The sequence below is a fragment of the Bacteroidota bacterium genome, from assembly GCA_016194975.1.
In the GTDB taxonomy this organism is placed as follows: Bacteria; Bacteroidota; Bacteroidia; order Palsa-965; family Palsa-965.
The window spans coordinates 23,279-36,005 of record JACQAM010000009.1 but is presented as its reverse complement, the minus strand read 5'-3'; the positions used below and the strand labels follow the sequence as shown (position 1 = coordinate 36,005).

Sequence of the window (12,727 nt, the reverse complement as noted above, 5' to 3'; positions counted from 1 at the left end):
CATTACTTATTGGTTCGGTAGCTCAGTTGGTAGAGCAACAGACTGAAAATCTGTGTGTCGGCGGTTCAATTCCGCCCCGAACCACAAAATAGAATCCGGAGTCTTCCGGATTTTTTATTTATTTTTTTATAATTTCAATTGTGTCGGCGGTTCAATGGAGTTGATCTAGAGCGAAGCCGATGGGCCCCGAACCACTAAATAGAATCCGGAGTCTTCCGGATTTTTTATTTATCAAGTCCCAGCAAAAATTTTCTGGCGGCCGGCATGAAAGGCGGAGATGCGAAACTGAGAATAGGAAGGATGCTCCGGCACACACGCGGAACAAAATTTTTTCCTGAGATCACGTTCGTCAGAAAATTTATTTTACGTACTGTTTTTTTTATGTACGGTTTTCTCATCGCTTCGTAACTGCCGATCCTGTTTTGGCTCATCAATTGTGCGTACGTAAAAGCATCTTCAATTCCGAGATTCATTCCCCTGCCGCCCAATGGAGAATGAACGTGCGCCGCATCGCCGATGAGCGTTACATTATTTTTCTGCAATGAAGAAGCCATCCTCTGATTGATCCTGAATTCAGAATTCCAAGTGATCTTTCCTTTTGAAATTCCTTTGGGCATATCTTCAAGAATATTTTTTTTGCTTCCCACGATGCGCCAAATTTTTTCTTTAATGCGGACCATGAAAATACTTCCCTCCGGGCTCAGAAGAATATGCGCCTCGTCTGCGCTGAACGGAACCTCCATTTCCAGGTCATACAATTCCCATACCTCATCATATTTGAATCCACCGAAATCTATTCCTGATTTTTTTCTCGCAACACTGTGCGCGCCATCCGCACCCACGAGATGATCCACTAAACGATTTTCAATGGAACCGGAAGAATTTTTAATTTGAATAGAAATATTATTTCCTTCCACATGAAGATCTTCGAGAGAAATACCTCTTTCCACAATGATATTTCTCCTGCTGATCTCTTCGCGCAGAATATTTTCAGAATCCGATTGTGACTGAACAAGCATGAACGGGAATTCATGATCCGCTTTACCCAGGTCATTGCTCAGTATTTTTTTTAGATCCCGCGCGCGCCAAAGATTGAACTTCGTAACCTTTCTTCCATTGGCAAGAAATTTTTTTGTAACGCCTGAACGTTCCAGCAATTTCAGCGTATTCGGATTCACTCCGAACGCTTTTGAATACGGAACATAATCGCTCCGCTGATCGATCACCGAAGGATGGAATCCATACTCCGATAAAAACAGAGCGGCTGCAAGTCCCGATGGCCCGGCTCCCGCAATGAGAATTTCTTCTTTTTTCGGATCCTTCATTTTTATTTTCAATGGAAAATTATCAATATTTTGTCTTCGCCGGCTGACGTTGCAGGATGCAATTCTTGTTTTTCCCGTTCAATTAGCTCGTAAATTTGTCATTATGCCTGCGCAACTCCTGCTCGATCTCGGAAATACGTCTTTCAAGGCGATGCTCATAGATGACAAAAAGATCATGCGTCACGACATTCTTCCTTCACCGACCGTTGCAGAAATATTAAACTTCGTTAAAACTGTGGAAGTCCATTCGGCGATTATCGGTTCGGTGGTGAATGTACCGCATGAACTTGCTGATGAACTGCGGAAATTTTTTCCCGTGGTCATGCTCGGTGAGAACACCGCATTACCGGTGAAAAATAATTATAGTTCAAAAGAATCGCTCGGTTATGACCGGATCGCGGCGGCTATTGGCGGCTGGCAACTTTTCCACGGATCGAACGTCTTGGCAATAATGGCGGGAACCTGCATCACCTACAATCTCATTGACAAAAACAACACTTTTCTCGGGGGCGCAATCACGCCCGGCATACACATGCGTGCGAAAGCCATGCATCATTTCACCGAAAAACTTCCGATGATAGATCCTCAGGGCGAACATCCGCTCATAGGGAAAGATACCGTTACTTCACTGCGTTCCGGTGTGATCAACGGAACTGTTGCCGAGGTAAAAGGAATGATCCTCGAATATGAAAAAACATTTCCCGGGCTGCAGGTAGTTATTGGTGGAGGAGATTCCCCGCTTTTGGCAGAAGCCCTGAAAAATGGCATCTTTGCACGCCCGAATCTCGTTTTTGAAGGGATGCATGCCATTCTTGATTTCCATGATGAAAAAAACCTGCTTTAGAATTTCAAGGAACTTCTTCCTCGCGGCAGGTTGTGTTATTGCACTACCCTTCATTTCGGATGCACAAACGAATCCTGCTGTTCTCACCACGGTTTCTCCTTATTCGCATTATGGCATTGGTGATCTCAATGCAAACGGAACACTTTTTAATTCCGGGATGGGCGGCGGCGGAATAGGAATGAGAAATGATTCGCTCATCCCGCAATACATCAATCTTGAAAATCCTGCATCCTTCACGTCGCATCCGCTTATTGCGTACGAGATCACGCTCAACAGTAATACAGTGATGATGCAATCGAACTCAGCGAAAACTACTTTCAACAGAACTTCTCTCGGAAGTGTGGCGCTCGCTTTTCCGGTTAAAAAATGGTGGGGTGCCGGATTCGGACTCATGCCTTACAGTAACGTCGGCTATAATGTGAACAGTCCCGATTCCATTGTGGGAATAGGTCCGGTCACTTACAAATACGAAGGATCGGGCGGGGTAAACCAACTTTTTCTGGTGAATGCATTTCGGCCTTTCGCAGGATTATCGCGACACTATCTTCTCTCGGATGAATATGCGACCGCTGTTCATGATTACGACACAACACTCATCCGTAAAAAACTGAAATGTAAAAATGCGCTGGGAAATATTTCGATCGGTGTGAATTCTTCTTTCATGTTCGGAACAATCAATAATGTACGACGCGATGTTTTTCCCGATTCGATGTACACGTTCAATACGAAGATCACCAAGCGAATGCTTTTCCACGATCTTTATCTCACCTATGGAGTTCAGTATTCTTTCCGTTTGCCATTCACCCTCAATCCGCTTTATCAATCACTGAATGATACGCTGGTGACAAAAACAAATTTCTTTCATAATTATTTCGAATACAAAAGAAGAAGCGACATTATCCACGAAAAACTTTTCATTCACCAGCCGGGAGTGCGCCTGTCAATGGGACTCGTGTTCGCTCCATCTACCCCGCTGAATGTTTCTTACGATCTTCTTGCGCAAACCTACAAACAGATAGGTACGCTCGAACAATTTCGCGATACGGTCATTTCTGAACAGGGCATTCCATCGCGTGTTGTGCTTCCGCTCATGGGCGGAGTTGGATTCGAATTGAAAAAAGATTATAAGTGGGCATTTCAGGCCGATTACATGACGCAGCTCTGGAGCCAGTCAACAATTTTGGGTGTGAATGCCGGTTTGAAAAATTCTACCCGCATCACCGCAGGATTTCAATATCAACCGCGGCAGATCGGGCGGGGAAATTATCTGACCGCTATTCAGTATCGGCTTGGCGCAAGATATTACATCACCAGTCTTGAAATTCATGGAATTCAACTTACAGAAACTTCTGTAAATCTCAGCCTTTCATTCCCGGTTCCTTATCGCACGCGCGTGGGTGAACCTGTAACGCGCGGAACCATTAATTTCGAATACGGAATGCGCGGCACAACAAATAATCAACTGATCAAAGAAAATTTCTTCCGCGTCACATTCGGCGTTACGATCAATGACCGGTGGTTCAACCGGATCAAATACGATTGATTCTTTCATGAGAGCTTTCCTGAGATCTGCAGCCGCAATTTTTTCAGGAACATTTTTCCTGCTCTTCTGCAGTTGTGAAAATGATCCCGCTACTGTTCACAATTACACGCAGAATCTTTCACTTCCCACGCAAACTGCGCACAACGTAGATCTTTTTTATTCCGATTCTGCAAAAATGAAAGTTCATCTCACCGCCGGACAGGTTGATGAGTTCCAGGGTGGAAAACCACATACGGAAATGTCGAAAGGAGTACGTGTTGATTTTTTTGATGACAGCGGAAAAGTGAGCACTTATCTCACTTCTGAAAATGCGACGCGCATTGAACGCGACAACATGATGGAGGCGAATAAAAATGTGGTGGTCGTGAATTCGAAAGGAGACAAACTCACTACAGATAAATTGACGTGGGATGGAAAAAGCAGGAAAATTTATACCAAATCATTTGTGACGATCACCACTGCCGACCAGGTAACCTGGGGCGATGGAATGGAAGCTGATGAAATGTTCAATCACTATGTGATCACTAATCCTACCGGGGAATACCTGCTCCGGGATGACACGACACACGCCGGGCCGAAATAAAAACAATAATTTTGCTGCATGCGTAAATATCTCCGTCTTACTGAATATGTGTGGCTCACCATGGCGGTCATGTGCGTGGGCATCACCATTTATCTTTTTGTCATTGGTGCGAATGAAGACGGTGGATTTGCATCGCTCGTAAGTTCATTCGCCATAGTAATGTACCTGATGAGAAGAAGATTCAACCGCATCCTCCAGCGCGCCGATGAAAAAGAGAATCGCAAAAATGATATTTCCTGAGGAGAGTGCCTTTTAAATACAGTTTTTTCACTCTATAATTCCCCTTTCCCTCTTCGTGTTTTTGGCCATTAATCGTATATTCGTGCCCCATTATAATAAACGTCAATTTCCATGTCAATTTTAGCACGCATCCGCAGTCGGGTAGGCCTCTTGGTAGGCATCATCTTCCTCGCACTTTTAGCTTTCGTTTTAACTGATCTTTTCAATTCGCAGCGCGGCATTTTCGGCGGCGCCGGATCGAATGATGTTGGAGAGATCGGCGGCCACACGGTTTCCCTCGGAGAATTCCGTACGCGTATGGATGAAATTTCCAATGGAAAAAGTCTTTCTGAATCAGAGCAGGCACAACTTTCAGACGGGATCTGGCAGGAACTCGTAAATAAATATGTTTACGGACCGCAGTATGATAAACTCGGTATCAGCGTTACGATCGATGAACTTTCTGAACAACTGTATGGCCCGCATCCTACTCCTTATCTTAATCGTTATTTCTCCGATCAGTCAGGAAAAATTTTCCAGCAATACCAGGGGCCAGACGGACAACTGAGCGGCGCTGCTGTGAGTGGTTATGTAAAACAACTTCCGGCAGAACAGGAAAGCGGCTGGGCAATGGAAGAACAGGAAATTTCAAAATATCTCCTTCTTGAAAAATACAATACCCTTCTGCGAAAAGGATTTTATGTGACCACTTCAGAAGCCAATCACGAATACGCGGACGAAAACACGAAATACAATTTCAAATTCATTGTAAAAAAATATGCCGACGTTCCCGATTCACTCATCAAACCCAGTGATGCGGAACTGAAAGATTATTACAATTCGCACCAGTACAAATTCAAACAACACGACGACACGCGCGATATGGAATTTCTTCCGTTCGATGTTTTTGCTTCTGCCGATGATATTGCTACGGAACGCAAAAACATGGAAACAGTTGCTTCCGATTTCAAAGAAAAAACCGGCGTTGCAGATTCGGAATTCGTTGAAGCACACGATGACAATGGCGTTTATGAAAAAAAATTCCTTCACCCCGGACAATTTCCTGCAGGTTCAGACAGCGCTTTTCTGAAAGCAGCTTCCGGTGATGTGCTCGGCCCTTTTCAGGATGGTGGAAATATTGAAGTGTTTAAAAAATTCAGGGATTCCACCGGCATCGATTCAATAAGAGTTCGTCACATTCTCGTCGCCTACAAAGGAGCTGCGAAAGCGGCGCCTACTATTATCCGCACGAAAGAAAAAGCAAAAATGCGCGCCGATTCAATTCTGAAAGTGGTGAAAGCCGGCAAGAAAAAAATGGAAGATATCGTAGAGCAATTGTCCGATGATCCGGGTGCAAAGCAGGGAAACAAAGGAGATTACGGATGGCTGAATAAAAGCAGTCCGTTCATTCCGCAATTCATCAGCGCCGGTTACGATAATAATGTCGGTGATGTAGTGATCGTGGAATCCGATTATGGTTATCACGTGATCCAGGTAGTGGATAAGAAAAGCAGTTCGAAAGTGGAAGTGGTTACGATCAGTAAAAAAATTGTTCCTTCCGATAATACGATCCGTGATGTGTACAACAAAGCGCTCGAATTCGCAGGAAGAAATAATACCGGCGATCTTTTTACGCAAACAATTCAAAAAGATAATAAGGTGGTGAGTAAAGCGACCGATGTGAAACTGAATGATAAAACAATTGCGAATACCACGCTCGACAATCCGAAAGAGATCATCCGCTGGATGTTCGATGAAAAAACAGAAGTGGGAAGTGTTTCTTCTCCATTCCAGAGTGGCGACCGTTACGTGGTTTGTCATCTCACCAAGATCATCAACAAAGGAGTGAAACCTTTTGAAGATGTGCGCGACATCTGCGAACCGGAAGTGATCAAAGATAAAAAAGCGAAAATGTTTACCGACCAGTTGAATAAAGTAAAAGCAAATTCACTCGATCAGTGGGCGACGAATGCAAAACTTACACCCATGAACGGAACCGGCCTCACGCTCGCTCAACCTTACATTCAAGGCGCAGGATTCGAACCACCGGTACTCGGAACAATTGCCGGAATGAAACCCGGTGAACTTTCGATGACGATAAAAGGAACGATCGGTGTTTATGTGGTACTGCTCGAATCGGTAACGAAACCCGAACCGATGAAAGATCTTGCGGCAGAAAAAACAAAACTCATTCAAACGTATTCGCAAAGAGCCGATGCGTCTTCTTCCGATATTCTCAATGAAGCGGCAGAGATCATTGACAATCGTGCGAAACATTTTTAGCCAACACACCTGATGCGCGCAGGGGACGAATATTCGAATCGAAATGAGTGCCAATAAATAAAAGAAATGCTCTTCAGAAATGGGGAGCTTTTTTTTATCACTCCATTCTACCTCAATATCAACAGCCGTTGCGAGTCGAGTTTCACAAAAATGAAAAGTAAAATCGTGAAACTGATGAGCGAACTTCCGCCGTAGGAAAAGAACGGCAATGGAATTCCGATCACAGGCAATAAACCGATCGCCATTCCCACATTCACAATGAGGTGAATAAAAAAAACAGCGGCAACTCCGTAACCGTAAATTCTGGTAAAGTCCGATCGTTGCCGCTCTGCCATTCGCAGCAAACGAGCAATGAGAAATAAATAAAACAGGATAATAAAAGTTGTCCCGGCAAATCCCCACTCCTCGCCTACTGTGCAGAAAATAAAATCAGTTTCCTGCTCGGGAACAAATTTGAATTTCGTTTGTGTTCCCTGCAAATACCCTTTACCCCACATTCCTCCCGAACCGATCGCTATCATCGCCTGATCGGAATTGTAACCGTATTTGTCGTGCACAGCTTGCGGCACTTTTAAACCGAGCCAGCATTTTATTCTCCCGTTCATGTGCTCCGGAAGTTTTTCGAGAACTACAGGAGCAGCAACATAAGTTCCGGTAAAAACTGCAACAAGAATTCCGGAAAGAAGAATTTGCTTAAAAGTTCTTCGGATAAAAAGTAAACGAGTGATGCCGGCCGCAGCAAGAATGATCAGCGGAATAAGAATTGTCTTTGCCTGGAAAAAAACGTGAGCGATCTTCGGCGGTTTTGTTTTCGTCAACTCAACGATGGTACCGGGATATTTTATTCCCACAATGAACATGGCAGCGAACACCATACCAAGAACAATGAGATAGCCGGGGATCATCCCTTCGCGGTACATCACAAAAATAAATCCGGCGAACACCAGCGCGCACCCTGTTTCATTCTGAATTACGATCATGATGAATACCGGTGCGAGAATGATGAGCATCGGGTAAAGCATACGCACTTTCCAGTCGCCGCCTTTTACGCCACTCATATATTTTGCAAGTGCAAGCAGCGTCGCCCACTTTGCAAATTCGGCCGGCTGCAAACTGAATCCGCCGAACTTGAACCAGGAATGACTTCCGTGCACATCGCTCCCGAGAAAACGCACAACGACATTGAAGAATAAAATAGTGCCGTAAAGAATGAAAGCTGTTGCCGTAAAAAAACTGGCGTCGATGATGATGATGGAAAACGCAAGAATGATGGCTGCAATTCCGAAAGCAAGTTGTTTGCTTTCGTGGCGGCTGAAATCAAAAATATTATTTTTCCCCTGGACGTAATCTGCCGAATAAATATTCATGTAACCCATTACCACCAGCGCAAGAAAGATCATGACCGTTAGCCAGTCGATGTTGTAAAAAAGACTTTCGCTTTTTTCCCGCATCAGTTTGCAGCATGTTTTTGTTCTTTCGGATCGGGCGCGGCATGAATGAGATCTCCATCGAGCATGCGCTTTTCAATTTCAGGACGCGAAATTTTTCCGGTGAGGTATTTTTCTACGAGCAGACTCGCGATCGGTGCAGCCCATTGCGCACCCCAACCCGCATTCTCAACGAGAACAGCTACAGCTATTTTCGGATGCTCGCGCGGAGCAAAACAAACAAACACCGAGTGATCTTTACCATGAGGATTCTGCGCTGTTCCTGTTTTACCGCACAGATCGATACCGGGAATGTATGAAGCTCTTGCTGTTCCCGCTTTCACCACTTCGTTCATTGCATTGATCACGATGTTGTAATAATTCGTGTCGGTGACCATCGTGTAATTTTTTACGGACCACTGCGGCAGAACAATTTTATTTTCTCCATCGCCAATATTTTTTATGACATGCGGCACGTAATAAAATCCACGGTTGGCTATGCTGCAAATGATATTACACATCTGTAAAGGAGTCACCAGTAATTCTCCCTGGCCAATGCCGAGACCAACACCGGTAACCGTGCTGGCGTTCCAGCTTCCTTTTCCGAAAACTTTATCGTAATCCTGCGAAGTGGGAACATTTCCTTTCAACTCAAACGGAAGATCAGTTCCCATTTTTTTCCCCACACCAAAACTCAGCACATAATTTCTCCACGCATCAAAACCATCGCGATCATGTTTGTATTTTCTATTGGCAACAATGGAATGAAACACATAAGAAAAATAAGAATTGCAGGAATACTGAATGGCGCCGGTAAGATCAAGCGGAGAAGGATGATGCTCGCATTTCGGATGCCCGCCCAGCGGAGGATATCCTCCTGCGCACGGGTAACGCGTATCGGCAGTGAGCACACCTTCCTGTTGCGCAATGAGTGAGTTCATTAATTTAAAAGTTGATCCCGGCGGATACATCGCCTGCAATGCGCGATTGTACAATGGATTTCCGGCTGTATCGCCTGAAAGCAGTGAATAATTTTTCCGGAGATCACGGCCAACAAGAAGATTCGGATCATACGTTGGACTGGTAATGAGTGCAAGAATTTCCCCGGTAGAAGGATCGATCGCTGCAATTCCACCGATCTTATTCTGCATGAGTTGTTCTCCGTACGCCTGCAGATCGGCATCAAGTGTAGCCGTAAGACTTAATCCGGGAACAGCGGCAGTATCATATTTTCCGTCTTTGAAACTTCCTTTGATATTGTTGTGCACATCGCGCATTTTTATTTGCACTCCTTTTTTTCCGCGCAGGTATTTTTCATAGGATTTTTCTATTCCGCTTGCGCCTATATAATCGCCTGGCTGATAAAAACCTGTAGTATCATCTTTCACAATTTTATCGCTCACTTCATTCACATACCCGAGCAGGTGCGCAGCTATCGTGTACGTGTACTTGCGCACGGTACGCGACTGCACATAAAATCCTTTGAATTCATACAATCGTTCCTGGATGCGCGCATTCAGTTCAGGCAACATCTGGCTTTCGAAAATATAACTGCGATAATCTTTCGAAGCATTATCGAGACTTCCGCAGAGATGAACGAGCCGGTCGCCGAATTCATCTTTCGTGATATTTAAAATTTTACAGAGTTCGATGGTGTCGCAATCTTTCATATCACGCGGCACCACCATCAGGTCGTAAGCAACCTGATTGTAAACAAGAATTTTTCCATTGCGGTCGTAGATCGCGCCACGCGGCGGATAATCTGTTACATAAAGAAATGCCTGGTTCTGCGCATCCAATTTGTATTTGTCTTCAACTACCTGGATATAAAAAAGACGAATGATGTACAGGATCGCAGCGAGCACTGCAAAACCGATAATGATATATCTGCGCACAGAGGGATTCATGCCGTTTGTTTCGGTCGATACATAAGAAATTGCGTGACGATCACGAGCAACAATGTGGATGCAGAACTGATGATGACCCGGAGTAATGTGAAGAAGAACTGGTGAAGTGAAAACATCTCGAGATAAAAAAGAAGAAAGTGATGAATGACAATGATGATGGATGCATAAGTGATGAACCACGCGCGTCCCATGTCCTGCATAGTAGGACGGCTTGCAAATTCGTAACCGTCGCGCGGTGCCATGAAACGCAGAATGGACGGGCGGAACCATCCGATGAAAGTACATGCAGCCATGTGCATACCCAGTGTATCATAAAAAAGATCGACACAGAATCCGGTGAAGAACGCAATGACAAGTACCGCCCACGGTGGGGTTTCAAAAGGCAATTGCATGATGAATAAAATGTAGAGGAATGGAATGATATAAAATCCGGGCTCCACATGTTTCAGGATGAGTCCCTGCCCGAGAATGAGCAGCAAAAAACGGATGATATGTTTGCCTGTTTCGTTGGCCATTTTTATTTATCGATCTTTTTTTCCAGGTCGTTCAATTCATCCCGCACCAGGCTTTTAACAATGAAAACATGCCGCACCTTCCTGAAATCTGTTGAAAGGCGTACATCTACTGTATACGTTTTATCGCCGGCTTTCTTTTCATATTTCCGGACAATTCCAACAGGAATTCCTTCCGGGAACGCATCGCCGAGCCCGCTCGTGATGAGCGTATCACCAACAGCGATCTTCGAATGCACAGGCAGATCGGTGAGCGTTGCTCTGGTGTAATCGAATCCGTCCCAACTGAGTTGCCCGAAAGTTCCGTCGCGTTTCACACTCGCGCTGATGCGTGAATCTTTATGAAGCACCGACATTACCACGCAAAAATTATCGGACACCTCGCGCACAATTCCAACAACACCATTACTGCAAACTACGCCCATATCTTTTTCTACGCCCTGCAATCGCCCACGGTCGAGCACGAGATAATTATTTCTTTCCGTCACCGTGTTGTCGATCACTTCTGCATAGAGGAATTCGTAACGCTGCTTATAAAAAGTATCATTGACCGGCGTAGTGCGATTGGTGTACATCAGCCACGAGGAACTGTCGCGGTCGAATTCCAACGCAAGTTTTTCCGCAAGCAGATGATTCTGATCTTTCAGGTCGAGGTATTGCATTATCCCGTTTTTCATCCGGAACAAAGAACCTGTGAACGCATTGGCGGAAGAAACAGCGCTCGCATGCTGGAAATAATTTTTCTGCACAAGAAAATAAATTGAAAGAACTTCAAGAAATAAAAAGAGGAGAAAAAAATAATGCCTGACTAAAAAAACGAAAAGGTTGCGCATCTTCCGTGAAAAATTTTAAAAAGAAAAAATCTCAAAAAACAATCCCGGATATTCCATTTTGCTTTTGTTCTGCATTGGAGTTTGGGTTTTGAGATTTCTTATGAAATGAATGCGATCGTTTACAGTAATTTATTTTTTCATTTTTCTATTTGATCAGGAACGGGAACTTGTCGATGTTCTTGAGTGCAATGCCGGTTCCGCGCGCCACCGCACGAAGCGGATCTTCTGCAACGTGAACCGGTAATTTTGTTTTGAGCGAAATTCTTTTGTCGAGTCCGCGAAGGAGCGATCCGCCGCCGGCAAGATAAATTCCTGTACGGTAAATGTCGGCCGACAATTCAGGAGGCGTCATCTCGAGCGCATTGAGAATAGCTTCTTCAATTTTTGAAATGGATTTATCGAGCGCGTGTGCGATCTCAACGTACGATACATAAATTTCTTTCGGGATTCCGGTCATGAGATCGCGGCCGTGCACCGGAAAATCGGGCGGAGGATTTTCTATTTCCGCCATTGCAGCGCCCACTTCGATCTTTATTCTTTCCGCGGTGCGTTCACCAATGAGAATGTTATGCTGACGACGCATATATTCTTCAATGCTTCCGGTGAATTCATCGCCGGCAATGCGGATAGATTTATCGCACACAATTCCGCCGAGTGCAATGACCGCAATTTCAGAAGTTCCGCCACCGATATCGATGATCATGTTTCCCATCGGTTCTTCTACATCGATACCGATACCGATCGCAGCAGCCATCGGTTCGTGAATGAGATAACATTCTTTTGCGCCGGCATGTTCTGCAGAATCGCGCACCGCACGTTTCTCCACCTCGGTGATCCCCGAAGGAATACAAATGACCATGCGCAGTGAAGGAGAAAAAAGTTTTCTTCCGGGATTGATCATCTTGATCATTCCGCGGATCATGTGTTCTGCCGCGTGGAAATCGGCGATCACACCGTCTTTAAGCGGACGAATGGTTTTAATATTCTCGTGCGTTTTTCCGTGCATCTGCATCGCAAGTTTTCCCACCGCGATCACTTTTCCGCTCGCACGATCGATGGCCACTATGCTCGGTTCATCGACCACCACTTTGTCGTTGTGAATGATGATTGTATTGGCCGTTCCGAGGTCAATTGCAATTTCCTGGGTGAAGAGATCGAAGATGCCCATAACTTGTAAAATTCCAAATCTCAAAAAACAAATTCCAAAACTGTCCGTCTATAAATCAGTTTCAGTTCATCATGCTTTGTTAT

Annotated in this window: 11 protein-coding genes and 1 tRNA gene; 6 read left to right on the top strand and 6 right to left on the bottom strand. The window is 44.8% G+C overall.

Going from position 1 to position 12,727, the window contains the following annotated elements; all coding sequences use genetic code 11:
• Positions 1 to 11: 11 nt before the first annotated feature.
• A tRNA-Phe gene (locus HY064_07945) sits at positions 12 to 84 on the top strand.
• A 140-nt stretch (positions 85 to 224) separates the two neighbouring features.
• Here HY064_07945 and HY064_07940 read toward each other — a convergent pair.
• On the bottom strand, positions 225 to 1,325 hold the full coding sequence (locus HY064_07940) for an FAD-dependent monooxygenase (GenBank protein MBI3510580.1): 1,101 nt from the start codon (positions 1,323 to 1,325) through the stop codon (positions 225 to 227).
• A 103-nt stretch (positions 1,326 to 1,428) separates the two neighbouring features.
• Between HY064_07940 and HY064_07935 the strand changes: the two genes are divergently transcribed.
• The 5 genes from HY064_07935 to HY064_07915 all read left to right on the top strand — a co-directional run bounded on the left by HY064_07935 (position 1,429) and on the right by HY064_07915 (position 6,797).
• Positions 1,429 to 2,169 carry a type III pantothenate kinase gene (locus HY064_07935; GenBank protein MBI3510579.1) on the top strand — a complete coding sequence of 247 codons (741 nt, stop codon included), beginning with the start codon at positions 1,429 to 1,431 and terminating at the stop codon, positions 2,167 to 2,169.
• On the top strand, positions 2,150 to 3,712 hold the full coding sequence (locus HY064_07930; protein ID MBI3510578.1) for a hypothetical protein: 1,563 nt from the start codon (positions 2,150 to 2,152) through the stop codon (positions 3,710 to 3,712). Before HY064_07935 ends, HY064_07930 begins: the two co-directional genes overlap by 20 nt.
• Positions 3,713 to 3,719: 7 nt before the next feature.
• On the top strand, positions 3,720 to 4,295 hold the full coding sequence (gene lptC / locus HY064_07925; protein ID MBI3510577.1) for an LPS export ABC transporter periplasmic protein LptC: 576 nt from the start codon (positions 3,720 to 3,722) through the stop codon (positions 4,293 to 4,295).
• A gap of 18 nt (positions 4,296 to 4,313) precedes the next feature.
• Entirely contained in the window at positions 4,314 to 4,535 is a 222-nt protein-coding gene (locus tag HY064_07920) for a hypothetical protein (GenBank protein ID MBI3510576.1), read from the top strand.
• A gap of 111 nt (positions 4,536 to 4,646) precedes the next feature.
• Positions 4,647 to 6,797, top strand: coding sequence for a SurA N-terminal domain-containing protein (locus HY064_07915; GenBank protein MBI3510575.1), 2,151 nt, complete (start codon positions 4,647 to 4,649; stop codon positions 6,795 to 6,797).
• Between the two features lie 107 nt (positions 6,798 to 6,904).
• Here the strand turns inward: HY064_07915 and rodA are convergent, their stop codons facing one another.
• From rodA to HY064_07890, 5 genes are all read right to left on the bottom strand, one after another.
• Entirely contained in the window at positions 6,905 to 8,248 is a 1,344-nt protein-coding gene (rodA, locus tag HY064_07910) for a rod shape-determining protein RodA (GenBank protein MBI3510574.1), read from the bottom strand.
• Entirely contained in the window at positions 8,248 to 10,131 is a 1,884-nt protein-coding gene (mrdA, locus tag HY064_07905) for a penicillin-binding protein 2 (protein MBI3510573.1), read from the bottom strand. The genes rodA and mrdA overlap by 1 nt, the downstream gene beginning before the upstream one ends.
• Positions 10,128 to 10,646, bottom strand: coding sequence for a rod shape-determining protein MreD (locus tag HY064_07900; protein MBI3510572.1), 519 nt, complete (start codon positions 10,644 to 10,646; stop codon positions 10,128 to 10,130). The genes mrdA and HY064_07900 overlap by 4 nt, the downstream gene beginning before the upstream one ends.
• Positions 10,647 to 10,648: 2 nt before the next feature.
• Positions 10,649 to 11,476, bottom strand: a complete 828-nt coding sequence (gene mreC, locus HY064_07895) for a rod shape-determining protein MreC (protein MBI3510571.1) — start codon at positions 11,474 to 11,476, stop codon at positions 10,649 to 10,651.
• Positions 11,477 to 11,621: 145 nt separating this feature from the next.
• Positions 11,622 to 12,644, bottom strand: a complete 1,023-nt coding sequence (locus tag HY064_07890) for a rod shape-determining protein (protein ID MBI3510570.1) — start codon at positions 12,642 to 12,644, stop codon at positions 11,622 to 11,624.
• Positions 12,645 to 12,727 lie beyond the last annotated feature (83 nt).